Annotated in this window: 27 protein-coding genes; 14 read left to right on the forward strand and 13 right to left on the reverse strand. The window is 45.9% G+C overall.

Annotation, left to right across the window (positions count from 1 at the left end; genetic code table 11):
• Position 1: 1 nt before the first annotated feature.
• From F3I09_RS16455 to F3I09_RS16475, 5 genes are all read right to left on the reverse strand, one after another.
• A complete protein-coding gene (locus tag F3I09_RS16455) occupies positions 2-400 on the reverse strand; it encodes a DUF1634 domain-containing protein (RefSeq protein WP_149696132.1) in 399 nt (132 codons plus the stop codon).
• A gap of 4 nt (positions 401-404) precedes the next feature.
• Positions 405-1241, reverse strand: coding sequence for a sulfite exporter TauE/SafE family protein (locus tag F3I09_RS16460; RefSeq protein WP_149696133.1), 837 nt, complete (start codon positions 1239-1241; stop codon positions 405-407).
• An 11-nt stretch (positions 1242-1252) separates the two neighbouring features.
• Positions 1253-1909, reverse strand: coding sequence for a FadR/GntR family transcriptional regulator (locus F3I09_RS16465; RefSeq protein ID WP_149696134.1), 657 nt, complete (start codon positions 1907-1909; stop codon positions 1253-1255).
• A gap of 767 nt (positions 1910-2676) precedes the next feature.
• Positions 2677-3603: an acyl-CoA desaturase gene (locus tag F3I09_RS16470; RefSeq protein ID WP_149696135.1), complete on the reverse strand. Its 927-nt coding sequence runs from the start codon at positions 3601-3603 to the stop codon at positions 2677-2679.
• A gap of 61 nt (positions 3604-3664) precedes the next feature.
• Positions 3665-5209: a YgcG family protein gene (locus F3I09_RS16475; RefSeq protein WP_149696411.1), complete on the reverse strand. Its 1545-nt coding sequence runs from the start codon at positions 5207-5209 to the stop codon at positions 3665-3667.
• A gap of 202 nt (positions 5210-5411) precedes the next feature.
• Between F3I09_RS16475 and F3I09_RS16480 the strand changes: the two genes are divergently transcribed.
• The 7 genes from F3I09_RS16480 to F3I09_RS16510 all read left to right on the forward strand — a co-directional run bounded on the left by F3I09_RS16480 (position 5412) and on the right by F3I09_RS16510 (position 11455).
• Positions 5412-6197: an ABC transporter permease gene (locus F3I09_RS16480; protein WP_223233264.1), complete on the forward strand. Its 786-nt coding sequence runs from the start codon at positions 5412-5414 to the stop codon at positions 6195-6197.
• Positions 6198-6215: 18 nt separating this feature from the next.
• Positions 6216-6992 carry an ABC transporter ATP-binding protein gene (locus tag F3I09_RS16485; RefSeq protein WP_149696136.1) on the forward strand — a complete coding sequence of 259 codons (777 nt, stop codon included), beginning with the start codon at positions 6216-6218 and terminating at the stop codon, positions 6990-6992.
• 6 nt (positions 6993-6998) lie between these two features.
• Complete coding sequence (locus tag F3I09_RS16490) at positions 6999-7781, forward strand: MlaD family protein (protein WP_149696137.1); 783 nt, start codon at positions 6999-7001, stop codon at positions 7779-7781.
• A gap of 95 nt (positions 7782-7876) precedes the next feature.
• Positions 7877-8893 (forward strand): zinc-binding alcohol dehydrogenase family protein, encoded by a 1017-nt coding sequence (locus F3I09_RS16495; RefSeq protein ID WP_149696138.1) that lies wholly within the window; start codon positions 7877-7879, stop codon positions 8891-8893.
• A gap of 62 nt (positions 8894-8955) precedes the next feature.
• The gene (locus tag F3I09_RS16500; RefSeq protein ID WP_149696139.1) at positions 8956-9501 is read left to right on the forward strand and encodes a hypothetical protein; all 546 of its coding nucleotides are present in this window, start codon (positions 8956-8958) and stop codon (positions 9499-9501) included.
• Positions 9502-9589: 88 nt separating this feature from the next.
• On the forward strand, positions 9590-9853 hold the full coding sequence (locus F3I09_RS16505) for a hypothetical protein (RefSeq protein WP_149696140.1): 264 nt from the start codon (positions 9590-9592) through the stop codon (positions 9851-9853).
• A 45-nt stretch (positions 9854-9898) separates the two neighbouring features.
• Complete coding sequence (locus F3I09_RS16510) at positions 9899-11455, forward strand: sulfatase (RefSeq protein ID WP_149696141.1); 1557 nt, start codon at positions 9899-9901, stop codon at positions 11453-11455.
• Positions 11456-11465: 10 nt separating this feature from the next.
• Here F3I09_RS16510 and F3I09_RS16515 read toward each other — a convergent pair whose 3' ends face one another.
• Complete coding sequence (locus F3I09_RS16515) at positions 11466-12800, reverse strand: sensor histidine kinase KdpD (protein ID WP_149696142.1); 1335 nt, start codon at positions 12798-12800, stop codon at positions 11466-11468.
• A gap of 163 nt (positions 12801-12963) precedes the next feature.
• On the opposite strand from F3I09_RS16515, the gene F3I09_RS16520 reads away from it, so the two are divergent.
• Positions 12964-13221, forward strand: coding sequence for a hypothetical protein (locus F3I09_RS16520; RefSeq protein WP_149696143.1), 258 nt, complete (start codon positions 12964-12966; stop codon positions 13219-13221).
• A 43-nt stretch (positions 13222-13264) separates the two neighbouring features.
• Positions 13265-14629, forward strand: a complete 1365-nt coding sequence (locus F3I09_RS16525; RefSeq protein WP_149696144.1) for an acyl-CoA dehydrogenase family protein — start codon at positions 13265-13267, stop codon at positions 14627-14629.
• Between the two features lie 72 nt (positions 14630-14701).
• Here F3I09_RS16525 and F3I09_RS16530 read toward each other — a convergent pair whose 3' ends face one another.
• The 3 genes from F3I09_RS16530 to F3I09_RS16540 are packed head-to-tail and all read right to left on the reverse strand — an operon-like array spanning position 14702 to position 16237.
• On the reverse strand, positions 14702-15103 hold the full coding sequence (locus tag F3I09_RS16530) for a hypothetical protein (protein WP_149696145.1): 402 nt from the start codon (positions 15101-15103) through the stop codon (positions 14702-14704).
• Positions 15104-15119: 16 nt separating this feature from the next.
• Positions 15120-15656 carry a YceI family protein gene (locus F3I09_RS16535; protein WP_149696146.1) on the reverse strand — a complete coding sequence of 179 codons (537 nt, stop codon included), beginning with the start codon at positions 15654-15656 and terminating at the stop codon, positions 15120-15122.
• 11 nt (positions 15657-15667) lie between these two features.
• Positions 15668-16237, reverse strand: coding sequence for a YceI family protein (locus tag F3I09_RS16540; protein ID WP_149696147.1), 570 nt, complete (start codon positions 16235-16237; stop codon positions 15668-15670).
• A gap of 270 nt (positions 16238-16507) precedes the next feature.
• Between F3I09_RS16540 and F3I09_RS16545 the strand changes: the two genes are divergently transcribed.
• Positions 16508-16900 carry a helix-turn-helix domain-containing protein gene (locus F3I09_RS16545; protein WP_149696148.1) on the forward strand — a complete coding sequence of 131 codons (393 nt, stop codon included), beginning with the start codon at positions 16508-16510 and terminating at the stop codon, positions 16898-16900.
• Positions 16901-16960: 60 nt separating this feature from the next.
• On the opposite strand, the gene F3I09_RS16550 is transcribed toward F3I09_RS16545, so the two are convergent.
• The 4 genes from F3I09_RS16550 to F3I09_RS16565 form a co-directional block, all read right to left on the reverse strand.
• Complete coding sequence (locus F3I09_RS16550; RefSeq protein WP_149696149.1) at positions 16961-17770, reverse strand: phytanoyl-CoA dioxygenase family protein; 810 nt, start codon at positions 17768-17770, stop codon at positions 16961-16963.
• Between the two features lie 244 nt (positions 17771-18014).
• Positions 18015-18797, reverse strand: coding sequence for an SDR family oxidoreductase (locus tag F3I09_RS16555; RefSeq protein WP_149696150.1), 783 nt, complete (start codon positions 18795-18797; stop codon positions 18015-18017).
• A 379-nt stretch (positions 18798-19176) separates the two neighbouring features.
• Positions 19177-19674 carry a DUF6691 family protein gene (locus F3I09_RS16560; protein ID WP_149696151.1) on the reverse strand — a complete coding sequence of 166 codons (498 nt, stop codon included), beginning with the start codon at positions 19672-19674 and terminating at the stop codon, positions 19177-19179.
• Between the two features lie 11 nt (positions 19675-19685).
• Entirely contained in the window at positions 19686-20246 is a 561-nt protein-coding gene (locus F3I09_RS16565) for a YeeE/YedE family protein (RefSeq protein ID WP_149696152.1), read from the reverse strand.
• A gap of 161 nt (positions 20247-20407) precedes the next feature.
• Here F3I09_RS16565 and F3I09_RS16570 point away from each other — a divergent pair, with 161 nt between their 5' ends.
• The 4 genes from F3I09_RS16570 (at position 20408) to F3I09_RS16585 (ending at position 24569) form a co-directional block, all read left to right on the forward strand.
• Entirely contained in the window at positions 20408-20860 is a 453-nt protein-coding gene (locus tag F3I09_RS16570; RefSeq protein WP_149696153.1) for a MarR family winged helix-turn-helix transcriptional regulator, read from the forward strand.
• A gap of 18 nt (positions 20861-20878) precedes the next feature.
• Positions 20879-21253 (forward strand): hypothetical protein, encoded by a 375-nt coding sequence (locus tag F3I09_RS16575; protein WP_149696154.1) that lies wholly within the window; start codon positions 20879-20881, stop codon positions 21251-21253.
• Between the two features lie 102 nt (positions 21254-21355).
• The gene (locus F3I09_RS16580; protein ID WP_149696155.1) at positions 21356-23599 is read left to right on the forward strand and encodes a cation:proton antiporter; all 2244 of its coding nucleotides are present in this window, start codon (positions 21356-21358) and stop codon (positions 23597-23599) included.
• 196 nt (positions 23600-23795) lie between these two features.
• Positions 23796-24569: a M57 family metalloprotease gene (locus tag F3I09_RS16585; protein WP_149696156.1), complete on the forward strand. Its 774-nt coding sequence runs from the start codon at positions 23796-23798 to the stop codon at positions 24567-24569.
• The last annotated feature ends 79 nt before the right edge of the window (positions 24570-24648 follow it).

Genomic DNA, 24648 nt, shown 5'->3' on the forward strand with positions numbered 1-24648 from the left:
ATCAGCCTCCCAGTCCGCTGAAAATGCTGAATGTGATGACACTTAGGACAATGAGTGTGATTACCACATACAACTTATCCTTTTCCATGGCAAAAGCCAGCACAGAAAAGGCGATACGGGTGATAGGAGTCGCCAGCAGCACTACTACGCCCAGCTGGATGATGGCTCTGCCATCCAGTTGTAATACGCCCTGGAATATACCAGGTAAGTGTCGTACGTATTCCGGCGCACCGGTGAATTCTGTGTATGCGGGCAGGGCAGCGCCATGATTGATTAAGTAGATAATCCCCCCAATGAAGGCGATGATGCTGGAGGTGATTACGCCCCAGCGTAACTGCTGACCTATGAACATTTCAACGTCCCTTTCCTGCCAGAATGATTTCGAGAATAATCTTTTCATTTGCTTATAATTTCCCTGTAAAACCGTTATAGATCATTTCCAGCGCCAGTGCACTGATCACAACACAAAAGAGGATCCTGAGTTTGCGTGTATTCAGTTTCATCAACAACTTTGAGCCACCGAATGCCCCTGCGAGTACGCCCAGTACTACCGGCATGGCGATGCCCGGATCGATATATCCGCGTTGGAGGTAGATCACCGCACTGGCGGCAGCCGTTACCCCGATCATAAAGTTGCTGGTAGTAGTAGATACCTTGAAGGGTATGCGCATGACGCCATCCATTGCCAGTACCTTGAGTGCACCTGAACCAATACCCAGCAGACCGGAAACCACGCCGGCCACTGTCATCAGGGCATAACCACCTGCCACTCCGCGTACTTTATAGGGTACGTCCTGACCATTCACCGGGTAAGTGCTGTTAAGCCGCATGATGTTAGCTAGTTTGCTACCACTACCACCATCTCCATGCTCAGTTTTCTTTCTTAAGGTCATAACGGCAGAGAATAACAGCACAAAACCAAAGAGGATGGCCACCAGGTGCGTAGGCGTATATACAGCCAGTATTGCACCGACAATTGCGCCGGTAGTCGTTGCTATTTCCAGGAACATCCCTATGCGGACATTGGTAATACCTTCCTTAATGTATGCTGCTGCCGCTCCGGATGAGTTGGCGATCGAGGCTACCAGTGAGGCGCCTACTGCATAACGGATGTCGACATGAAAGACGAGTGTCAGCAGGGGTATCAATACAACGCCCCCTCCCAGACCTGTAAGAGACCCCAGCATACCGGCCGTAAAGGCGCCGACCAGGAGAATTAATGTAAATACGAGAATGGACATGACAATTTTATTTAGAAATTATTTTCAAGGATGGCCTTTACAGTCTGAATGGCCTTGTCGGATTGTTGTTGTGCGATGGCCGCGGCGAGCTGTACGTGCAGGTCGTGCGTTTGCTGGAACTGTGATACGTGCGGCTTTTCCCTTTGCCGAAAGCCATCCATGATCACGCTTGTGAAGGTCTGGTAGAGATCTGCCAGCACGCTGTTGTGGGAGGCTGTGGCCACGGCTTTGTGAAAGCGTATATCGGCGTCGGCACAGGCATCATAATTATCCGCAGTAATAGCCTGCCATCTTTCCTCCAGCAGGGACTGCAGGGTGTCGAGGTCCTCCTGACGCCGGTGCTGTACGGCCAGCTGTACTATTTCCACTTCCAGCAGTTGGCGTACATGATTCACTTCCTGCATAGCGGCCCGTCTGAGTCTTTGATCCAGCGGTTCTGCGCTGGTTCTGGGTTCACAGACGAAAGTGCCTGCGCCTTGTTGTACTTTCAATATTCCGGCATTGGAGAGCGTCTTGATCGCTTCCCGAATAGTAGATCTCCCTACGCCGAACTGCTCCATTAGCACAGGTTCCGGTGGGATGAGCTCTCCTGGCTTGTATTTTCCCAGGGAGATGTCCTGTTGTAGACTATATATGACCTGGTCGGCCAGTTTAATTGCTTTTGCCATGATTAAACGTCTGATGTTTTACAAAGGTATGATGTTTGATTGAAACATCAGATGTTTAAATCAAAGGTTTGCTTGTAATAAATAGGGCACCTGGGGGTGATCTGGTACTAAATAAGCTTGCACTACAGTACAGATTCGGTTGCAGCTATAGCCTATAGGCTCTCTACTATAGCATTACAGGCACTATTCTATAGCGAACGCTATACAAAAGCAGGTGTAAAGCAGGACTATAGCGCCTGTAGGGTATAGGTGCGGGTATATTTGAAGCGATTCCCACCTGAAGCCATCATACTTATTGACTTCCGCTTATGTTTTGGGAGTGCTGTAATGTGTGCGATACTATTGTGCGATTCCTACCTGAAGCCATCATGCTTATTGACTTCCGCTTATAGCCTGGAAACTGTAATACCGGGCTGTAAGGCATTCAGAAATGCTTACCATCATCGTCCTGACAAGCAGGACCCAATATACTATCGTAGGGAGAGCGGAAGTAGCAGCGGTTTCAGATGGGAATGGCGGGCCTTCGGCTCTCGGGTGACACGACCGATGCCATTCAATCCATATTCAAAATCCTATTCGCTTGATAACGCTTAATAGCTATCCAGAGAGGCGCCGACCGCCATCCCATTCTGAAACCGGAGCTACTTAGCGTAAATTTTTAACAGCAAACAAACCATGCCGAAGCTAGAGAAGATAGGAGTTGTAAAAACAACTGAGGCTCAGTGCCTTACACACTGAGCCTCATTATTTAAAGAAGGTGAATGATTCTATCTATTGGCATCTACCAGTCTTCTGTTAGCAGCCCTAACCTCTGCTTTCGCCTCTTCAGTAAGCAGATTACTGGTCTTTACTTTTTCCGGAACACCCCTGATCTCCCATACAATACCAAAAAGGCCAAGTGTACGAAGAATATAATAGGTGATATCGATCTCCCACCAGAAGAAGCCCTGACGGGTTGCACTCTGGTAATAGTGGTGATTGTTATGCCATCCCTCACCCAGGGTAACGAGCGCCAGGATCAGGCTGTTTTTAGAGAAATCGCCTGTGTTATACCTGGGTTTGCCCCATTTGTGCATCAGGGAGTTGATAGTGAAGGTACCATGATACAGGAAGATGGTACTCAGGAAGAAACCGATCAGCAGGGTAGAGAGACCGGCGCTCCAGTCGAACCAGCCAGCACCGTTCACTTTGTTACCCACAAAGTACACCGCTACAGCCAGTACCAGTCCGGGAACGAAGTGATATTTATTCAGCCAGAACAGTTCCGGTTGTTTGAAGTCTTTTACCAGGTCGTAGCGGGTTGGTTTATATTCTGGTCCCATGATCCAGCCCATGTGAGCATACCAGAAACCATATATATTAGCTGAGTGCGGATCTTCAGGAGTATCGCTGTGTTTGTGATGGATGCGGTGATTAGCTCCCCACCATAACACGCCTTTCTGTAAACTGCTCTGCGCACCTCCCGCCAGAATGAACTGAAACACACGGGAGGTTTTGAACGTTCGATGGGAAAAATACCGGTGATACCCGCCTGTTACGAAGAACATACGAGCTACATACAATGCGGCACATAAAATCCAGTCAAATGCTGTCACGTGCGTGAAAATTGCCAGAATAGGCAGCAGGTGCATCCCTAAAAAGTCAAATTGACGCCACCAGTTAGGTCCTTTCCTCAGTTGTTTTTCAGAATTCATAGATGCAAAAATATCCCTATTCCGGACAATAAACAATGATCATGATCAGGGATCGGATTTTTTACCAGCTGCTACCGGCTCCGCCACCTCCTGAACTGCCGCCTCCCCAGCCACCAGACGAGGATGAAGAGCCGGATGAGCCTGAAGAGGAACCGGAAGATCCTCCTGAAGATAACTTAGCAATAACATAAGTTTCCTCATGAGTATAATTACAGTATTTACAGAGGTAATGCTGAATACCTTCTCCCTCGCGGCTGGTCGTAGCCCGCCTTACTATTTTGCGGCTACCTGCGATATAGGTGAGTGCATTGCAGGAGGGACAGTTTTTGGCGTCGGTACGGAGGTTCCGGTAACCCAGCACCTTTTTATCATGACAATTTTTGCAGCTCCATACATCGTAAATGACAGCACCTACTTTATCTTCTGCTACCTGTACAGGCTCCAGCATCTCCAGTTTTTTTCCTTTTTTAAGTAGCTGCATCGGCTGATGGCATATTTCACAATCGTAGGGATCATAGCGCAGCTTGTTCATCCGCGCGATGTGCCATCTCGAATAGGCCAGCAGGGGAACAGGAAAGATGATGGCGGACACCCAGCTATTGGCATGGGCAAGGTTTAATGTTTCGTATTGTACATGGCGGTCGAAGCCTCCCAGTAAAATACCGGCGTTTTTATTGATGGCAAAAGCACGGTAGCTCAGATAGGTCAGCAGGTTGAAGTACGCAATAACCGGAAGCATCCACCAGCGGTATGAAAATCCCGGGATATTCACCAGTATAAGCAGCAGCACAAATGGCAATGCATAGATCCAGATCTTATGCCATATACTTGTCTTGAATAACCGGGCGAGATCCTTATGTTTTTTGGCAATGCCAGGTCTTACCACGAAGATGGTGGCAAATAACGCGTAAAGTACATACAGGATCAGCGAACCGAGACCTGGTTGCTCATGTTCCGGTTCAGGTGCAGTGACATCGGAATCAGCGAATGTTTGCTGTTGAGCAGTACCTGCGGTTTCGCCCATGTCGACAGGAGCCTCTCCGGGGGCGGCTGGTATCGCATTGCTTGTCCCGGCAGCCTGTGTGGAATCTGTAGCCGGCTGTAGTACATTCACCAGCGCTGTCATTCCTTTCAGCATGCCTTCATCGATATTGTTCTGCTTAAATGAAGGCAGCATTTCGGATTGTTGTATCCGGAAACAGATTACGTCGGGCAGGTCGCCCTCCAGACCATAACCGGTTTCAAATTCTATCCTGTGCTGGTCATTCACCAGTAATACCACCAGGCCGTTGTCTTTTCCTTTCTGCCCGGGTTTCCACAGTCTGAAAACATCGTGTGCTACATCTTTTGGTACTTTATCGCCGATGGTATTCAGCAGTATGATTGCCACCTGGGCGCGGCCTGACTGGTCGAGTTGCCGCATCTGATTATTGAGTGCGGCTTCAGTTTCCTGGCTGACAAGGTGATCGGGGTTGCTTACATAGCCACCATGCTGCATGGGATCGGGGATCTTTTCTATTGTAAAGTCTGTGTTCTTCTTTTCTCCACAGGCCAGGGCAAACAGCAACAACAGCAGATACAGGTGGCATCTTTTTAAATGAACCATAGAATTGTATATATTCTTTTCAAAAATAATAAACAGTATCTGGAAATGCTATGTTTCTTTGTACAGGTTGGGTAGAATATTACCCAATCAAGTATATTTTTATTGCTGTTTCTGCCTGAAAATCATCATTTCCCACCATGGCATGAAATTCCATCTTTTATATCAGGGATCATCATTTCCACTACCTGTATCAATTAACCCAATGCGTACTATTATGGCCAGTGTGCTTACATCAGCTTTTAATAAATACATGGAAGTAGTTGGCGACCAGGTTGTTTTCACCGGCCAGTTTGCCCGTAATATTTTCCGCGATGGATTTGAATGGGGAGAATTCCTCCGTCAATGCTACATTGTAGGGTACCGCTCTATCGGCCTGGTGGCGATTACAGGTTTTATCATTGGTTTCGTACTGACACTGCAGACACAGCCTACACTAAAAGATTTTGGTGCAGAGAGTTATGTGCCCGGTATGGTATCTATTTCTATTGTCCGTGAGATCGGTCCCGTTATCATAGCGCTGATCTGTGCAGGTAAAATAGCCTCCAGCATAGGCGCTGAACTGGGAAGTATGAAAGTGACGGAACAGATAGCCGCCATGGAGGTATCCAGCGCCAACCCGATACAATACCTGGTGGTGACACGCGTCCTGGCCTGTACCATGATGCTGCCTTTACTAACGATTATGGCTGATGCACTGGCCCTGCTGGGTGGCTGGGTCGGTGTGAATGTACAGGAGCATGTTAGTATGGCATTGTTCTTTCGGAAGTCTTTCAATGCACTGAAATTCAGTGACTTGTTGCCTTCTGTGGTGAAGACATTTTTCTTCGGATATGCGATCGGTTTTGTGGGCTGCTATAAAGGTTATCACTCGTCCCGGGGAACAGAGAGCGTGGGCAGCGCTGCTAATTCCGCCGTGGTGAGCGCTTCATTATGGATTATACTGATAGATGCTATTGCGGTGCAGGTCACGAACCTGATCTATTATTAAATGTTTAAGCAGACAAGTATGAATGATACACTTGTACAGGAAAAAGCAACGCAGACTGCCGTCGATGATGATGTTGTGATACGTATTGAACATCTGAAAAAATCGTTCGGCGATAATGAAGTATTAAAGAATATTAACCTTGAACTTCATAAGGGAGAAAATATAGTAGTACTTGGGCGCTCCGGTCAGGGTAAATCCGTGACCATTCAATGTATCGCCGGACTACTGGAGCCGGATGACGGCAGTTTAAAGGTATTGGGTAAAGAAGTGAAAGATCTCTCTGATGACGAGCTGAAGGAACTGCGGAGCAAGCTGGGATTTCTCTTTCAGAGCGGCGCCCTGTATGACTCGATGACCGTGCGTGAAAATCTGTTGTTCCCCCTTACCCGTGTGCTGAAAATGAAAGATGAAGCTGAGATGGAACAGCGGATAAAGGATGTACTGGAAAGTGTTGGCCTGGAAGAAGCGATCGATAAATATCCCGCCGATCTTTCGGGGGGGATGCGTAAAAGGGTAGGACTGGCGCGTACATTGATACTCCGGCCGGAGATCATATTGTATGACGAGCCTACTACCGGATTAGATCCTATCACTTCCCGGGAGATCAGTGAATTGATCGTGAAGCTGCAGGAAAAATATGAAACATCTTCCATTATTATCACGCATGATATAGCCTGCGCCCGCATAGTGGCGGACCGTATTGCAGTGATGAATGATGGCGAATTTATAGCGACAGGTACATATGACGAACTCACTAAATCGCCGGATGAACTCATTAATAACTTTTTTAAATAGTAAAGTATGCAGCAGAAAACGCAACAAAAGATTAAGGTAGGCATCTTTGCTACAGTTATGCTGGGGTTATTATTAGTGGGTATTTTCCTGATAGGAAGAAATAAGAACCTGTTTCAAAGAACTTTTGTGCTTTACGGAACCTTTAAGAACGTCGGAGGCCTGCAGGTGGGCAATAATGTCCGTTTTGTTGGCATAGATGTAGGCACCGTGGTGAGTATTGATATATTATCTGACACAACAGCCCGTGTTGCTCTGCGTATCAAGGAAAAGGTAAAGCCCTTCATTAAGAAGGGAGCGGTGGCAGGTATCAGTACAGATGGCCTGATGGGAGATAAGCTGATCACGCTCAGCTCCGGTACGGAAAATGCCACGCCGGTGGAGGATAAGGACACCATTCAGGCAATTGATCCTATGAACTATGACCACGTGTTGGACAGGCTTTCCGGCGTGGCTGAAAATGCAGAAGTGATCACCGAACAGCTGGCAGGCATCGCCACACAGATCAACCATGGAAAAGGAAGTATTGGCAGGTTATTGTATAGTGACAGCCTTGCGACCAGCCTGGAGGGTACTATGACGGAAGCAAAGAAAACAGCCAAGTCCATAAGGAAAGGCTCGGAAGGTTTTAGTGAGAATATGGAGGCCTTAAAACATAATTTCCTGTTAAGAGGTTATTATAAGAAGAAAGAGAAGGCTGCGAAGAAACAGGCGGAAGAGCAAAAGAAGGAGGCAGACGGTAAGAAAAAGGCCGGTAAGGATTCTACCAGTCTCAAAGTGTCAAAAGAATAATTACGCAGAACGGTTCTTTACATATGTGGCCGTCCGGTTTTTATACCGGGCGGTTATTTTTTTATTATTTTAGCCCGGTACAATATAAACACTTTATGAAAATACTCACCTGTACCACACCCGGTAAGTTTGAATATGGAGAAACTGATATGCCTGTATTGACCGCTGATCATGCTATTATCAGGATCAAAAGGATAGGCATCTGTGGTACCGATCTGCATGCATTTGAAGGAACACAGCCTTATTTTTCCTATCCCCGTATCCTGGGTCATGAGCTGGCGGGGGAACTGGTTTCTTTTGATAATGCGCCGGGTTTTACTGCCGGTGAGCCGGTTACCTTTATACCCTATTTTAATTGCGGGACCTGTGTTGCCTGCCGGAATGGGAAGCCCAATTGCTGTACAAACATCAAAGTATGCGGTGTACATGTAGATGGTGGTATGGTGGAATATCTCTCTGTGCCATCGGCATCCCTGGTGCACGGGGAAGGCCTGAGCATGGATGCGCTGGCCCTGGTAGAACCATTGGCCATTGGGGCACATGGGGTGCGCCGTGCCGGTGTTACACCCGGAGAATTCGTTCTGGTGATAGGGGCTGGTCCTATAGGGCTGGGTATTATGGAATTTGCGCGGATTGCCGGTGCACAGGTGATCGCTATGGACATTAACCAGGGCCGTCTCGACTTCTGTAAAGAAAAGCTGAAAGTGGCCCATACTGTTAATGCGAAAACGGAGGATGTTATGGCCACTTTAAAGCTGATTACCGGAGATGATATGCCGACGGTGGTAATAGACGCTACAGGCAGCCAGCAGGCTATAAATAATGGCTTTGCTTACATGGCGCATGGAGCCCGTTATGTACTGGTTGGTCTTCAGAAGGGAGAGATCTCCGTCAGCCACCCGGAGTTCCATAAAAGGGAAGCCACCCTCATGAGCAGCCGGAATGCTACCAGGGAGGATTTTGAACATGTGATCCGCTCTATGAAAAGCGGGGAAGTCGATCCTACCATTTATATTACCCACCGGGTTCGTTTCGGGGAGGTAAAAGATGAATTTGAAAGCTGGCTGAACCCGGCTAACGGCGTTATAAAAGCGATCGTGAATATGGAATGATATTTTATAAACTACACTTTTTCAATAACTTGTATTATATTGTCAGGTAAATTTCACATTTAATGGAAGAATTAATTGCCGGTAAAGGATCGAGGGTACAGCACGCACGTTATGGCCCCGGAGTGATCATCGGCGTAAAGTACGCGCAATATGTTGTCACCTTTATGGACCAGGGCATTATTGAGATAGATAAAACAGACCCTCTTTTTGAAATATTACATATAGAAAATCAGAGCATTGAGCTGGAAACAGTATCATCTGTTGAAACCTCCCTGCTGAAAATATTACGGCTCTGGGGAGGCCTGACAGAGATTGTTCCTCTGGGTGAAAGATGGGAAGGAGGCATAATGACACTGCAACCTAAAGATCCCTCATTGAAGCCCAAGGAGATACCTATTGAAGCGTTTTTTCATAAAATAGTAATGGTCCGCGACCGCCTTCGTGTGTTGGAACAGCAGATAAATAGTCACAAGCAATTAAGCGATGAAGACAAAATAAATCTGCAGCAATATGTTACCAGAATATACGGATCACTTACTACCTTTAATGTACTTTTTAAGCAGAAAGAGCACTGGTTTACAGGAGAAAAAGGGGCAAAAGAAGACTAAAGAGCAATGAAATATTTTTGCAACCACATGGCCTTAATTTTGTTATATTTAGATTACATACAACTGTTCTTCCTAAACAAAATGCCGTATGAAAGATTTTACATTAGATTTTGATTTGAAAGGAGACAACTATGTAGTTGTTGTTCAACCTCACGAGTCAAAGGGGATAGAGCACTATAAAGCTGTACTCGATGAGGATCACTCTATCGATTATCTGTTACAGGGCAATGGCGACCTGCAGCCTAATGCAGACTATGCAGCGGATCCCCAATTAGTGAATGCAATTGCCACACGTATACTCGAGGTCGTACATGTGGAAGATCGTGGAAAAGGCGCCACATCGTATATCTGAGAATAGTTACAGGCACTGGGATACTATGGCTAATTGAGTATCTTTATGGCTATGTGGAAAAATGCCAGTATCGGATCTGTATTTGTAGCACTAATTGTACTCCTTGCGACCGCTAAACTGAGCGGACAGTCGAAACGACCAAATATCATCTTTATTCTTTCGGATGATCACACTTCCCAGGCCATTAGCGCCTATGGTAACAGGTATGTGCAAACGCCGAATATCGACAGGATTGCCCGTGAAGGGATTTTGTTCAACCACGCGATGGTCACAAACTCCATTTGTGGCCCCAGCAGAGCTACCTTACTGACGGGTAAATACAGCCATAAAAATGGATACCCGCTGAATGAAAAGCAGTTTGACAACACCCAGCGGACCTTCCCCGGCATTCTGCAGCAAAGCGGTTACCAGACAGCCTGGATAGGCAAGATGCATCTGGGTACATTGCCAAGAGGTTTTGACTATTTCAACATCCTCCCGGGACAAGGCAAATACTATAATCCGGACTTCATTACTGCACCCAACGATACGGTGCGGATGAACGGATATGTTACCAATATTATTACAGACCTGTCAGTATCCTGGTTGAGCCACCGGGATACTGCCCGTCCATTTATGCTGATCGTAGGTGAAAAGGCTACGCATCGCGAATGGCTGCCAGATATTCCCGATCTGGGCGTTTATGACAGTATCCGTTTTCCCCTGCCCGCCAGCTTTAGCGACAATTACCAGGGCAGGCAGGCTGCTGAAAAGCAGGACATGACCATTGCGAAAACAATGCGACTGAAGGAAGATCTGAAAGTACATCTCAACTATGGTAAGAACGGCTATGGTGAATACAGCCGTTTTACGCCGGAACAATATGCCCCGTTCCATGAATACTATGAGAATAAAATCAGCCGTGAATTTGATTCCCTGCACCTCACAGGCGAGGGGCTGACCGCCTGGAAATATCAGCGTTATGTGAGAGATTACCTGGCCACGGCCCGTTCACTTGACAGGAATATAGGCCGTCTGTTACAGTACCTGGACAGTACAGGTCTTGCGGAAAATACGGTTGTGATCTATGGCTCCGACCAGGGATTTTATATGGGAGAGCATGGCTGGTTTGACAAACGTTTCATTTACGAAGAATCCCTCCACACTCCTTTCGTGATGCGCTATCCGGGTGTTATTACTCCCGGCTCAGTTACCAGCGGTTTTATGCTGAATATTGACTGGGCGCCTACCTTACTGGATATTGCCGGTGTAAAGGCGCCTGCGGATATGCAGGGTACTTCCTTTATGCCCCTGGTGAACGGTAAGGGAGATACGCTGAACTGGCGGAAGGAAGTTTATTACCACTATTACGAATATCCGGAACCTCATCACGTGTCGCCACATTTCGGTATCCGTACGCAGCGGTATAAGCTGGTGCGTTTTTATGGCCCGGCGGATTATTGGGAGCTGTATGATCTGCAAAAAGATCCGCAGGAATTACATAATATCTACGGGGAGAAATCGCAGGCACGAAATATCGCTGATCTGAAAAAGCGCTTAAAGGCCCTGATTGTGCAGTATGAGGATAAAGAGGCGTTGCAGCTGTTTGGGGACGGGAAATAATAAGTACTACTTATAGTAGTGTAAAGGGGAGGTCTATATTAAAAATGGTGCCCTGGTTCTCTTTGGAGCTGACATAAATGCTGCCGCCGTGTTCCTGCACCAGTTGTTTACAGATATGTAGTCCAAGGCCATTGGACGGTTCATTGTTCAATCCCTGGCGGCTGGAAGCAGTAAACTGGTCGAATAGTGTGGGGAGCAATTTCTCGGGAATACCAATACCTGTATCTTTGATGGATATACGTACGCCGCCCCTGTGCTGCTGCATACCTAATGTTATATAACCTTCCGCTGGTGTAAATTTCGCTGCATTGTGCAGCAGGTTATCAACCACTCTTTGCATCTTCCCGGTATGGATGCGGGCTTTCAGCTCCTGTTGCGGCAATTCCAGCCCTATTTCCCTGTTAAAGTTCGATTTCTGCAGCCAGTTGTCCCGCACGTGCTTCAGCCAGTCATTAAGTGATACATAATCTGTCTGCAAAAGGTCAAGCTCCCGCTGTTTGGCTGCCATGAGCAATTCCTCAATGATCTGGTCGGCCGTTTTACAGGCATCCATAATCCAGTAGAGGTATTTTTCCTCCTGGTCTTTCGTATAGGGGTATTCCTGCATGAGGTGTGTTACGGACCTTATTCCGGAAATAGGGTTCCGCAGGTCATGTGCCACAATAGCCAGTATTTTATTCTTTAGCTGGTTGGCTTTTTCAATTTCCCTGTTCTTGTCCTCAATAGTTTTGAGCTTGATAAAATAGTTCGCATGATATGAATATATGAGGCGGGAAATAAACAGAAAGCAGGTAATGATCAGCCAGAACACCACATAATTGAGTGCCCGGGTATCGGGCGACACCTGGAACATATGGAAGAATAACACAAATGTAACAATGGTGGAACCCGCTATCAGCAAGAGGTTGCGGAGTGAGAGAACCAGCAGTACGCCCACGGTGATCATGCCTAACAGCAACATTGTCATTGTGTTTTTCGGGTTATGTTGCGCCACAAAAGTAAGGGCCATACACGTGCCGATAAATGACAATGAGTAGAGGATGCTGATAAAATGGTATTGATTTTGATGCTTTGGAGCAGACTTCTTCCAGATAAAAAAAAGCAGGCCAGCAAAAAGGAAGGAAGCGCTGATAGAATAGTTGTTAATGATCCGGTATTCGTTAAACTGATTGGATGAAAGCATTGCCTGGTAAGGGACGAACCAGGATATGACACGTGCCGTCGTCGCGGTGATGGCAACGATGAGTGCGAGAAGTGCTGCAACTTTTATGTTCTGCAGCATCGTATGGTGATCGAATTCCTCCCGGTATTTTTTTTCAATGGGAGAGAATAGGTATAGTTTCATCCGCGTTTACATAATGGAAGGTGTTCGCCCAAAGATACCTGTTTAGATCTGAAAATTTATAGTAGAGCCCGAGATCCTGTTCCCCGAAACCCCTGTGAATTGGTGTTAACGTCATATTTTTTTTATTGAAAGTACCTTTTAGGAGGGTTAAACCTAAGCCATCATGCAAGAATACACAACTTTGGAAAATCCGACGGCAGTAGTCCGTCATCTAACCAATGCCCTGGGAAGAAATAAGATCAGAGAAATAAGATTTGGTTACAGGCTGGATAATGAAGAACCTGCCATTAAGTTCAAGATCTGGTTACGTTTCCCCTACAATTTGTTTGCCCGCAAGAAGGTAACGGAAAAGGTGGAACATGAAATATCCCACATCCGTTTGTCAACAGACTCCTCCAAATTAATATTCCAGGTGGAGTAAACATTTGACAGTTTTGGGTAATTTAATGCACTAAATCTATCCCATGGCAGTTAAATTATCCACCATAAGACAGGCCTTCCACTTGCTGAAGAGCATTGATTTTGAACAATTAGAGCGTTTATCAGAGAAGATAGATCTGCCGAAGGTAATGGCAACCGTTGGTAAGATGAATGACCAGCAGTTGTCCGGTTTAATGAGAATGCTGCAGAGCAGTGGCGGAGGGCAGAAAAAGGAATTGCCACCCGTAAATGGGGATTTTTATGACCTCAGCAGTCTGTTATCCCCCGAGGACAAAGCGCTTCAGCTAAGGGTAAGGGAATTTATGGAACAGGAGATCCAGCCGGTAGTCAATGAATACTGGATGAAAGCAGAGTTTCCGTTTGAACTGTTGCCCAAGCTGGCGGCCCTGAACATCTGCGGCTCCACATATGAAGGCTATGGCGGACCAAACAAGTCGTTCCTGATGGAAGGGATCGTTACCATGGAAATAGCCAGGGTGGACTGTTCTATGGCCACTTTTTTCGGTGTTCAGAGCGGATTGGCGATGGGCTCCATATACCTGCTGGGATCAGAAGCCCAGAAGAAGGAATGGTTGCCTGATATGCAGCAGCTGAAAAAGATCGGGGCTTTCGGTCTTACTGAGCCCGAGGTAGGATCCGGGGCTGCTGGAGGGCTCACGACCACAGTAAAGCGGGTAGGGGATACCTGGGTATTGAACGGAGAGAAGAAATGGATTGGCAATGCCACCTTTGCGGATGTGGTGGTGATCTGGGCAAGGGATGTGGACGATAACCAGGTAAAAGGCTTCCTGCTGCGCAAAGGGACCCCTGGATTTAGTGCAGAAAAGATGCACGGCAAAATGGCCCTGCGTATTGTGCAGAATGGGCTGATCACATTGAAGGACTGTGTGGTGGAGGAGAAGGACCGCCTGGAGCATGCTAATTCCTTCAGGGATACCGCCAAAGTATTACGTATGACCCGTGCGGGCGTGGCCTGGCTGGCAGTGGGATGTGCCCGTGGCGCCTATGAAAATGCGTTGGCATATACCCTGAAAAGAAAGCAGTTCGGAAAGCAGATCGCCTCTTTCCAGCTTATACAGAACCATCTGGTGGAAATGTTGTCCAACCTGACGGCTATGCAGACTATGGTGTACCGTTTATCTGAATTACAGGACCAGGGATTGCTGGCAGACGAACATGCGTCTCTTGCGAAAGTATTCTGTTCACTCAGAACACGCGATGTGGTAAGAGGAGCCAGAGAAGTAATGGGCGGTAACGGGATATTGCTGGAGTATAACGTAGCCCGCTTTGTAGCGGATGCGGAAGCGATCTACTCTTACGAGGGCACGAAGGAGATCAATACTTTGATTGTGGGCCGTGCTATTACGGGGTTCAGTTCATTCGTATAACAACAGAAATTCACAGGTATAAAAAAAACGCTCCGACAGGGGCGTTTTCTTTATAACGTATCTGTGAACAGTTTAGATTGATTTGCCGAATAATGGTTTCAATGCAAACCATCCGAGGGCTGGAAAGAAGTGCATAGGCACTGCCAGTCCGGGGAATAATTCCGGCGATTCCTGCTCCAGCGGCATTCTGAAACCTATTGGTCCCAGGATACTGGCGAAGGAAAGGATGACAAACAGCAGGTTAAACACCATGTCTGTTTTACCTTTGAGGACGAGGCTGATCAGGAAGTAACCGATGGCGGCTACCAATGTACCCAGTATACAACCCATCATGATATTTTTTACGCTGGCGATATTTACGAAGCCTTCACCCACAGTTTCGATATACACTTTCTGATAAACGACACCAGCTATACCTGAAAGAACACCCACTAATACTGCAAGCACTGCAAGCAGCAATATTTTTTTACCCATAAATGCTATTTGAAGATTAGGCCTTAACAACAGGAACAGCTACTGTAACATCGATCACATCTGCAACGTCACCGCCTGGTTTACCAATACGGAAATCGTTACGGTTCACTTTAAATGTGCCATTAAAAGTAGCGTTGTTGCCAGCTTTCTTAAAGGTGAAAGGAATAGTGAACTCCTTCTTAACGCCGTGGATCTCAAGATCACCGGTTACCTGGTAACCAGCACCTGCCTTCACGATCTTTTTGGAAGTGTATTTGATCTCTGGAAATTTCGCAGCATCAAACCATTCGTCGCTTTTAGCGTGTTTGTTCTGCAGGGCGTTACCGGTATTGATAGATGCAACATCTACCGTAACGGCGAAATTGGAAGCCGCCAGATTCTGTTCGTCGAACGCGATGGTACCCTTAAAGGTTTTGAAGATACCGCTTACTTCATTGCTGGAGAAGCTGATATTGTATTTACCACCGATGTTCCATGCCTGCGCTACAACTGCGTAGGCAAACACTGCTGCTGATAGCAGCAGTGTTGATGAAAATATGATTAATCTTTTCATTGCCTTCTTTATTATTTAGTGAATTCACCACTTGCTCTCAGACTGATAGTTTCACCCAGTACTGCAGCTGGCATTGCACTTGCAAAACCGAAATCAGCACGTTTGATAGCACCGGTGATTGTGAAACCAGCTACTGGTTTTTTGCTCATTGGATTCTCAACAGTACCATTGTAAACAGCAGTTAAAGTAACTGGTTTAGTTACGCCGTGCAGGGTCAGATCACCAGTCACTTTGTATTGTTTACCGCTTACTTTCTTGATGGAAGTGCTCTTGAAAGTGATGGTAGTGAATTTCTCAGCATCGAAGAAGTCTGGGCTCTTCAGGTGCTTGTCACGCATTTCGTTTTCGGTGTTGATGCTACCTACATTGATAGTTACATCGAAAGAAGCGTCAGAGAAATCATCTTTAGTGGTGGTGATCTTTACATCGTAGTCTTTGAAGTTACCTTCCTGCTCGGAGATAGTCATGTGAGATACGCTGTAACCAAGTCTTGAGTGAGCTTTGTCTACAGACCATGTTGTTTGTGCAAAAGTAGTTGCTGAAAGGGCCAGTAAAGAGGCGATGATTGTGATTTTTTTCATGTTTTGCTCTTGTTTAGAAATTAAAATTAGATCTTTTTTTTGATAATAGATGTTTCAACATATATCGTTAAAGAAAATCTTAACCTAGGTTAATGTTTCACGCTATTTACGATTTCTCATAATCTTAAATATTTGTGATAATTTTACTCCTGGTAGAGAGTTACTTTCTTTTAGAAAGCCAAAGTTATAGGGAGTGTTATTGTAAAACAAGAACGTTTCGCCGTAGCAACTTACTAACCTTTTAGTAACAATCGTGGAAATCAATTTGTTATGAGTAGAAAAATTGGTCAAAAGATCTGGATAGGCGGTACTTGTCCTATCCGGCAGGTATTGGACAGGTTCGGCGACAAATGGTCTATATTGATAATAGAGCTGTTGTCGCATGAGGGAAAGCTCCGTTTTAGCGAGATAGCGCATACGATAGGAGACATTTCCCAGAAGATGCTTACCGTGACATTGCGTTCTCTCGAATCTGACGGACTGGTGATAAGACAGTTCTTTCCCGAGATCCCGCCAAGAGTAGAATATGAGCTTTCTGAGCTGGGTAAGAGCCTTGTACCGCATATCCAGCAACTCGCTGCCTGGGGACAGACCAATATGGACACAATATTGGAGAACAGGAAGCGATTTGAGGAAAAGCAGCAAAGTAGGACAGCTTATTAATGACATAAAAAATGACGGATCAACAAATCCGCCATTTTTATAATAATGTATACGCAGAAGTTATTTGAGAATAACACCTGCGAGTCGCTGATAGAGTAACGTAGGACTATTCTCATGTTTCGGCTCATATTTACCGGCGATGATCGGCACATAAATCACTCTTCTGCGGCTTTCTTCGCCAATAATAGAGGACTTTGCAACACGATGCCATAACCTTCCGTCATGTACGGTCAGATCTCCTGCCTTAGGAATGATGGCCAGTTCATTTTTATCAGGTTTATGACCAACGAAATATTTTTTACGGAACAACATGCTGAGAATGCCTTGTTTATGCGTGCCTGGTATAATGCGGAGGCCTCCATTTTCAGGACGTAATGTGCTGAGATGTATGCCTACGTTTAACATCGGATTCAGTTTGCCACCAAGGAAAATATCCCGTAAGCCGTCTGTGTGCCATCCCATTTTAGTGAAGGTGCTTTCAGGACCATTCACGTAGTGATTTAACACCATACCATCTTTTTCATTTGCTCCGATGCGCGCACCAGGCCCTATCAACTGCAGTAATGCCTGCATTCTGTCATCCCTCAGGAGGTCAGAAAGTACTTTTGTATGCTGGTTTAAAAATGCGAAACGTTGTACGATAGGACGGCCGTCAAGGTCTTTCCCATATTTAACGGGAACCCCATTCACTTTTTCTACTTTGCTTGCAATCCATTTTTCCTGAACTTCTTCTGATGCGGTAACGATCTCCTGTACTTCCTCCGGAGAGAGAAATCCGGAAAAGTGTATATAACCATGCTCTTCGAAAAATGCCTTTTGTTCATCTGTAAGCGTATTGCCTAGCGTAAATGTGTGATAAGCTGCTGACATAGATACTAAGTTTAATAATTGTAGGTTTGTTAATTGCTGAATTTAAGTAAGCGACAGTGTATATAATGCTCTATATAAATATTCATAGAGATATGAACATATCAGCAACAACAATAAGGACATTCCTTGCTGATAGGGAAGCAGGAGGGAGAGAACTGAAGTGGGAATAATTTACTGATCATTATTAGTCTACTAATTTTGTAGATTGAAGATAATTAAATTATTCACAACAAAAAAATAAAGCTCATTTCTCTCTCGTTTTGTACAGGTCCGCTGCTATTTTTTCTACTAATGCCTTGGGTACCAGTCGTGTAAGGAAGGCAGAAATAACATTTAACGCACCAGGAATAATCTCCGATTTCTTTTTGAACATTCCCCTAATGGCGATTTCCGCCACAGTATCTGGCATCATGCCATATTTGTCTGCTGTTGCCTGTATCGCCTGCATGCTTGCCCTATTGATAAAATTGGTCTTAACAGGGCCTGGGCAGAGACAGGTTACTGAGACATTAGTAGACTTCAATTCCTGCCGTAATGCGCGGGAAAATAACAATATAAATGATTTACTGGCCGCATACAAGGACAATGTGGAAACAGCCTGGTAAGCGGCTGTACTGGAGACATTAAGTATATAAGACTGTGGCTGTTGCTGCAGCGTGGGCAGCATATAATGACATAGCGCTACCGGCGTTTCCGCATTCACCCGCACCATCTGCTGTTGTTCCTCCAGGCTGCGGGAGATAAAATTACCCCATACGGCATAACCGGCATTGTTGACCAGCACAGATACGGCATAGTTACCAGCCTTACACCATTCATACACTTTTGCTGCTGCATCCGGCCGGGAAAGATCAATCGCCAGATAATCAGCTTTTACCTGCCATCTGGAGGATAGTTCGCCGGCAATCCCTGCCAGTTCTTCTTCAGACCTGGCTATCAGCAGCAGATTATACTTCCGGGAAGCGAGGGCGTGTGCCATTGAGAGACCAATTCCCTTGCTGGCGCCAGTAATAAGTGCATATGTCATCCTGAAATGAATATTTTACGTTCAATATAAGTCTTTAAATATAAACATATAAATGGGAAAAAGATATGAGGGAGCTACAATAAGGAAGGGCGATAAGAATACCGCCCTTAATTTTTTAACCATATCCTATGAAAAACCTGTACCAAAGATAATAGAGACAATTGACCCTGCTTTCTCATTTTGGTAAAGGGTATATTTTATCTGGTTAACGCAAGAAATTGCCAACCGTTAACCAAAAATTAACATCCCTGTAATCGTTTGATCCTTCTTTTGGCTTGCCAGTATTGCAATGTGTCGTTTTTACACTTGTTCAAATAAGTAGTTTCAAACAGGAAGTATCGATTCGCCTAAGTTGTTATAAAAGAAGAAAGTACAGTTCCTAATGCGGCAGTTTATCCTTCAGCGTTCCATACACCCATGTTCCCAGTATAGCACTGGCCAGTGTAGCCAGTGAAACGCTAAAACCAGCCCCTATCTGCGCAAACAAGGGACCCGGACAAGCGCCTGTGAGCGCCCAGCCAAAGCCGAATAGTAACCCTCCGAAGATCTGGCCCTTATGGAAAGATTTGGACCGGAAGGTGATAGGTTCTCCATAAATGGTCTTAGCGCCTGTCTTTTTAAGGATCATCACTGAAATGATCCCTGTTGCCACTGCAGACCCGATCACGCCATACATATGGAAGGACTGTAAGCGGAACATCTCCTGTATCCGGAACCAGGAAATCACCTCAGATTTGATCAGGATGATCCCGAAAATGGCACCGGCGGCCACATATTGCAGCTGACGCCACCATGGTGCTTTTTTTGTAGTATAATTGGTGCCTGTAGGCGTATCGAGGCTTTCTAACTCAAAATCTGTATTGGTAGGTAATGACATAGAAACTTGGTTTAAAGGTGCAGGATAAAAGGCAATACCAGGTTGGCCATAATGAAGCCTCCTGCCATAAAGCAGCAGGTAGCTACCAGGGAAGGCCACTGTAAGTTGGAAAGGCCCATAATGGCGTGTCCGGAGGTGCAGCCACCCGCATATCGGGTGCCAAAACCTACCAGGAATCCGCCAACAATCATCAGCAGAAGGCCTTTCAGTGTAAACAGGGCAGGCCAGTTAAACAGTTCGGCAGGGAGGGGGGCATGCGCATACGTAACGCCATATCCGGCCATTTCCGCTGCAAGTTGTGGATGTATGGATGAAGGTCCTTTGTCGGCCAATAAGGTACTGGCTATCAGGCCGCCAATGACAATGCCTCCGGCAAAAAAGAGGTTCCACGATTCCTTCCTCCATTCGTAGGAAAAGAAAGGGCTTTTCCCCGGCAGACAGGCTGCACAGATATGCCGGAGGTTGGAAGAGATTCCAAAATGACGGTTGCCCAGCAGTAATAACAGCGGGACCGTCAGACCAATCAGCGGACCAGCAACATACCAGGGCCAGGAAGCAGTTAAAATGCTCATAAACATATTGTTGAGATTTATTTTAAACAGTTGGGGAAACAAAGACAGATAAGGTGCAATACAAATATAAGTATAGCATATATTTCAAATATCCACAGGCTGTTAAAAGAATACATTAACGCAAATATGTTGCAACACGCATATTTATTTATCTTTGATGTATGAGAATTGAACAAGCTATTAATCAGCGCAAGTTCAAGGACGATTATCACAAGATCGTAGTGAACCTGTTATATACAGGTAACTGGCTGCGTGACGCCCTTGGAGCAAGCCTGAAAGAACATGGATTGTTGCCGCAGCACTACAATGCGTTGCGGATCATAAAAGGACGTCACCCAGAGCCTGTATCTGCCGGCGACATTAAGGAGGTCATGCTGGACAAGGCAAGCGATGTGACCCGTTTACTGGACAAACTGGAGAAGCTGGAATATGTACATCGCCGGCTCTGTCCGCATAACAGGCGCAAAATGGATATCAGTATCACACCTCAGGGGCTGAAACTCCTGTCAGACGTGGATATACTGATGGACACCTTTTATGAAGACCTGGCAGACAGGATTACAGAAGAAGAAGCCGCCAGTTTGAGCGATCTGCTCGACAAAATACGGGGATAAAAAAATATCTTTGCCCGTATGCGGAGTCTTTCTTATCTGTGCCTGCTGATCATGTTGTTTTGCTGCGGACTTACTGTCAATGCAGCTATAACAGGATGCCACAAAGCCAGCGCGGTGTCTCCCTCCACCAGGCCATTCCTGAAGATATTATCATGCGACAGGGAGCTGAGGCGTCATGGAATGCCTTCCTCCCCCGAAACCATTATCACTACCCCACAGCGATCGGTCATCGGATCCGTTAAATCAGATACACGTGACGGAGCAGATACTGTCAGCGCACATTTCCTGGCAGGAACCAGTTTATTTTCCTGTAAAGTACAGGCAGTACGCCTATTGTCTGATCTGCATGCAATCATCCGGTCGCTGATTTATCCCCAGCATATTTTTTGGTGAGTTAAAGAACATAGGCTTGTTTGTTACCGGCGCTGCGATTAACATCCGCAGGCGCTATTATGTTATCACTATTATTTAACTCATTCAAACTGGAAACACCGGATGATACATTTACCACCTTTGATTGCCGACCTGGCTTTGATATTAATTGCTGCGGCTATTACAACACTGATCTTCAAGAAATTGAAGCAGCCACTTGTGCTGGGATATATTGTGGCCGGCCTCCTGGTGGGACAACATGTATCCCTGTTCCCTACAGTTTCTGATGAAGCCAATATCAAGATATGGTCTGAAATAGGCGTCATATTCCTTTTATTCAGTCTCGGACTGGAATTCAGTTTTAAAAAGCTGATCAAAGTAGGAGGTTCATCTTCCATTACTGCTATCGTGGAGGTACTATTCATGCTGTCACTGGGCTATCTCATCGGGCAACTCATGGGATGGTCTTCCATGGATAGTATCTTCCTCGGCGGCATATTATCTATTTCTTCCACCACCATTATTATCCGTGCATTTGAGGAACTCGGTATTAAAGGACAACAGTTTGCCGGATTGGTGTTTGGTATCCTTGTAGTGGAAGATCTCGTGGCTATTGTACTGCTGGTACTCCTGTCCACACTGGCTGTCAGTCAGCAATTCGCCGGCGGGGAAATGCTAGGCTCCGTCATCAAACTCGTTTTCTTTCTCATCGCCTGGTTTGTGACAGGCATCTTCTTCATTCCCACACTACTGCGGAAAACAAAAAAGCTGATGAATGAAGAGACATTGCTGGTGACTGCTATAGGTCTTTGTCTGCTGATGGTGGTACTGGCTACACAAGCCGGATTCTCGCCGGCACTGGGAGCTTTCATCATGGGATCTATACTGGCAGAAACCACACAGGCAGAGAAGATAGAACATCTTGTAAAGCCGGTGAAAGAACTGTTTGGCGCTGTATTCTTTATTTCTGTAGGGATGCTGATCGATCCTGCCATGCTGGTAAAATATGCAGGCCCTGTGGCTATTATTACATTAGTTACACTGGCAGGGAAGACGATCAGTACCTGTACCGGCGCATTGCTCTCCGGACAACCGCTGAAAACTTCTGTACAGGCAGGAATGAGTCTTGCCCAGATAGGTGAGTTCTCTTTTATCATTGCACAGCTGGGGCTTTCGCTGAAAGTGACGAGTGATTTTCTGTATCCCGTTGCTGTTGCAGTATCTGCAGTTACCACCTTTACCACGCCTTACATGATCCGCTTATCTGCGCCATTTTATGAGAAGATTGCAGCGGTATTGCCGCATCGCTGGAAGACCTCACTGAACAGGTACAGTGCGGCGGCGCAGACTATTTCTGTAGTAAGTGACTGGAAGCAATTACTGAGATCTTACTTCGTAAATATGACGATCTATTCAGTGGTCATACTCGCTATTACGCTCCTGTCATATTACTATCTGTTACCGTTGGTAACGATCAGGATCAGTGGTTATAACTGGGGGCGTGTAGTCAGTGCGGCGATCACATTGGTTTTGCTGATGCCTTTCCTTTGGGCACTGGCCTTCAGGAATATCAGCAGCCAGGCGTCTTCCAATATATGGGAACAAAAGAAATACCGCGGTCCCTTGCTATTGGTACGTTTGTCCAGAGTAGTGCTGGCTGTATTCCTGATCGGCTTTTTCATGGACAGGTTCTTTTCTCCCTCCATTGCATTGATGGTTACATTGGCCATCGTGGTACTGATCTTTGCACTGCGGCATAGAGTGCAGACTTTCTATACCACCATTGAAGAACGGTTCTTCTCTAATTTTAATGCACGCGACGCAAAAGTAGGAGGGATCAACAAGTCTGTGCTGGCCCCCTGGGATGCGCATCTGGCCGTCGCTGAGATACGCCCGCTGTCGCCGGTTGCAGGTAAAACTTTGTTGGAATTAGCGCTACGCGAAAACTTCGGGATTAATATTGCGTTAATCAACAGAAGTGGACAGAAGATCTATGCACCTGATAAAAATGAACGTCTGTTTCCTGGTGATGTTATCACGGGAATTGGGACCGATGAACAACTGGAAAAGTTCAATCGTTTCCTCGAACCCATAGCTGCAGATACTGATCCACAGACGCTGGACACGGATCCGATTGCTTTGAAGCAGTTCCTTATTGGTAAACAATCACATCTCTCAAACAAGACTATACGAGAACTGGGCATACGGGAACGCACCCGCGGAATCGTACTGGGCGTGGAAAGGAAGGGAAGAAGAATCTTGAATCCGGAGTCAAATATGTATCTGGAAGAAGGAGATATTGTATGGATAGCCGGTAGTGGTAGAAAGTTAAATACATTTATTAAAGAACAACAGGGTGCTAATTAACAGCTGCTGATGCCGCAATATATTTGCAGCAGGACAAGTCTCAAAGGCTTGTCCTGTCTTGTTTTTAGAGGGATATCTTTAACTGCAATTACGTTTAGCAGTGATAGTAATAATTTGTTTTCGCATTGTTTTTTTATTGTAAATTCAACCTACACTGTAGCTCTTTTTTTTACCCTCAAAATAAAAACCCGTTTGTATGAAAACCAAGTCAATCTATGTGCGTCAAATTCATTTCCTTTTCCTTGCCCTGTCAATGTTCCTGTTTGCCTGCAGTAAAGACAATGTAACTGCTGATGCCAGGTCAGAAGACAACACTGAGAAATTAGTGAACTACCTGGAAACACAGGGATTTAAAAAGGACAAGATCGTCCTGAAAGGAGACAACTTCATCCTGGATGGCGACGTAATCATTTCAAAAGAAGAAGTTGAAAAACGTGTAGCCAACGATGCGAACCCCGACCGCATCCCTTCAGGTGAGCATTGGAGAGGCTCTTACCTGGTCAGCAACACTTACAACACTAATGTGAGGCTCTACATTGATCCTGCAGTACCTACCGCCTGGAGAACAGCTATTCAGGGTGCAGTGAACAACTGGAATGCTGTGAACGGTACTAGACTGGGCATGTCCATCATTACCTCTGCAAGTGGTGTATACACCAGGGTATTTATGGGCTTTGAATCAGCCAACTGGATCGCCCGCGCTTATCTTCCTACTTCCAATGGCAGACCAGGTGTAAGTGTTGAGATCAACAGCAACTACAACAGCCTGCCAGCCAGCCAGAAACTGTTCGCAATCACCCACGAGCTGGGCCACACAATCGGTTTCTATCACACTAACCAGAACCAGGGCATATTCATCAACGGAACTCCGAGTGTAGATGCCAACTCAGTAATGAATTCATTCGTATTGAATTGGGCTGGTTTTACTTCTGGTGATGTACTGGCTACACAGATCCTCTATCCACAATAACGGAAAGGAGAACAGTTAACGTTGAAAAAGAATACGTGACTCCCGCGGTCAGTTATATGATCATATTGATGGCAAGCAA

It is taken from the genome of Chitinophaga sp. CF418, from assembly GCF_900142925.1.
In the GTDB taxonomy this organism is placed as follows: Bacteria; Bacteroidota; Bacteroidia; order Chitinophagales; family Chitinophagaceae; genus Chitinophaga.

Bases quoted from the DNA above. Each gene is read 5' to 3' on its own strand.
- F3I09_RS16545 (WP_149696148.1), top strand. From the start codon at position 16,508: ATGAGTAGAAAAATTGGTCAAAAGATCTGGATAGGCGGTACTTGTCCT.
- F3I09_RS16515 (WP_149696142.1), bottom strand. From the start codon at position 12,800: ATGAAACTATACCTATTCTCTCCCATTGAAAAAAAATACCGGGAGGAA.
- F3I09_RS16555 (WP_149696150.1), bottom strand. From the start codon at position 18,797: ATGACATATGCACTTATTACTGGCGCCAGCAAGGGAATTGGTCTCTCA.
- F3I09_RS16550 (WP_149696149.1), bottom strand. From the start codon at position 17,770: ATGTCAGCAGCTTATCACACATTTACGCTAGGCAATACGCTTACAGAT.
- F3I09_RS16480 (WP_223233264.1), top strand. From the start codon at position 5,412: ATGCGTACTATTATGGCCAGTGTGCTTACATCAGCTTTTAATAAATAC.
- F3I09_RS16460 (WP_149696133.1), bottom strand. From the start codon at position 1,241: ATGTCCATTCTCGTATTTACATTAATTCTCCTGGTCGGCGCCTTTACG.
- F3I09_RS16585 (WP_149696156.1), top strand. From the start codon at position 23,796: ATGAAAACCAAGTCAATCTATGTGCGTCAAATTCATTTCCTTTTCCTT.
- F3I09_RS16520 (WP_149696143.1), top strand. From the start codon at position 12,964: ATGCAAGAATACACAACTTTGGAAAATCCGACGGCAGTAGTCCGTCAT.
- F3I09_RS16560 (WP_149696151.1), bottom strand. From the start codon at position 19,674: ATGTCATTACCTACCAATACAGATTTTGAGTTAGAAAGCCTCGATACG.
- F3I09_RS16465 (WP_149696134.1), bottom strand. From the start codon at position 1,909: ATGGCAAAAGCAATTAAACTGGCCGACCAGGTCATATATAGTCTACAA.
- F3I09_RS16575 (WP_149696154.1), top strand. From the start codon at position 20,879: ATGCGGAGTCTTTCTTATCTGTGCCTGCTGATCATGTTGTTTTGCTGC.
- F3I09_RS16495 (WP_149696138.1), top strand. From the start codon at position 7,877: ATGAAAATACTCACCTGTACCACACCCGGTAAGTTTGAATATGGAGAA.
- F3I09_RS16510 (WP_149696141.1), top strand. From the start codon at position 9,899: ATGGCTATGTGGAAAAATGCCAGTATCGGATCTGTATTTGTAGCACTA.
- F3I09_RS16580 (WP_149696155.1), top strand. From the start codon at position 21,356: ATGATACATTTACCACCTTTGATTGCCGACCTGGCTTTGATATTAATT.
- F3I09_RS16540 (WP_149696147.1), bottom strand. From the start codon at position 16,237: ATGAAAAAAATCACAATCATCGCCTCTTTACTGGCCCTTTCAGCAACT.
- F3I09_RS16565 (WP_149696152.1), bottom strand. From the start codon at position 20,246: ATGAGCATTTTAACTGCTTCCTGGCCCTGGTATGTTGCTGGTCCGCTG.
- F3I09_RS16475 (WP_149696411.1), bottom strand. From the start codon at position 5,209: ATGGTTCATTTAAAAAGATGCCACCTGTATCTGCTGTTGTTGCTGTTT.
- F3I09_RS16490 (WP_149696137.1), top strand. From the start codon at position 6,999: ATGCAGCAGAAAACGCAACAAAAGATTAAGGTAGGCATCTTTGCTACA.
- F3I09_RS16470 (WP_149696135.1), bottom strand. From the start codon at position 3,603: ATGAATTCTGAAAAACAACTGAGGAAAGGACCTAACTGGTGGCGTCAA.
- F3I09_RS16525 (WP_149696144.1), top strand. From the start codon at position 13,265: ATGGCAGTTAAATTATCCACCATAAGACAGGCCTTCCACTTGCTGAAG.
- F3I09_RS16455 (WP_149696132.1), bottom strand. From the start codon at position 400: ATGAAAAGATTATTCTCGAAATCATTCTGGCAGGAAAGGGACGTTGAA.
- F3I09_RS16570 (WP_149696153.1), top strand. From the start codon at position 20,408: ATGAGAATTGAACAAGCTATTAATCAGCGCAAGTTCAAGGACGATTAT.
- F3I09_RS16500 (WP_149696139.1), top strand. From the start codon at position 8,956: ATGGAAGAATTAATTGCCGGTAAAGGATCGAGGGTACAGCACGCACGT.
- F3I09_RS16530 (WP_149696145.1), bottom strand. From the start codon at position 15,103: ATGGGTAAAAAAATATTGCTGCTTGCAGTGCTTGCAGTATTAGTGGGT.
- F3I09_RS16535 (WP_149696146.1), bottom strand. From the start codon at position 15,656: ATGAAAAGATTAATCATATTTTCATCAACACTGCTGCTATCAGCAGCA.
- F3I09_RS16485 (WP_149696136.1), top strand. From the start codon at position 6,216: ATGAATGATACACTTGTACAGGAAAAAGCAACGCAGACTGCCGTCGAT.
- F3I09_RS16505 (WP_149696140.1), top strand. From the start codon at position 9,590: ATGAAAGATTTTACATTAGATTTTGATTTGAAAGGAGACAACTATGTA.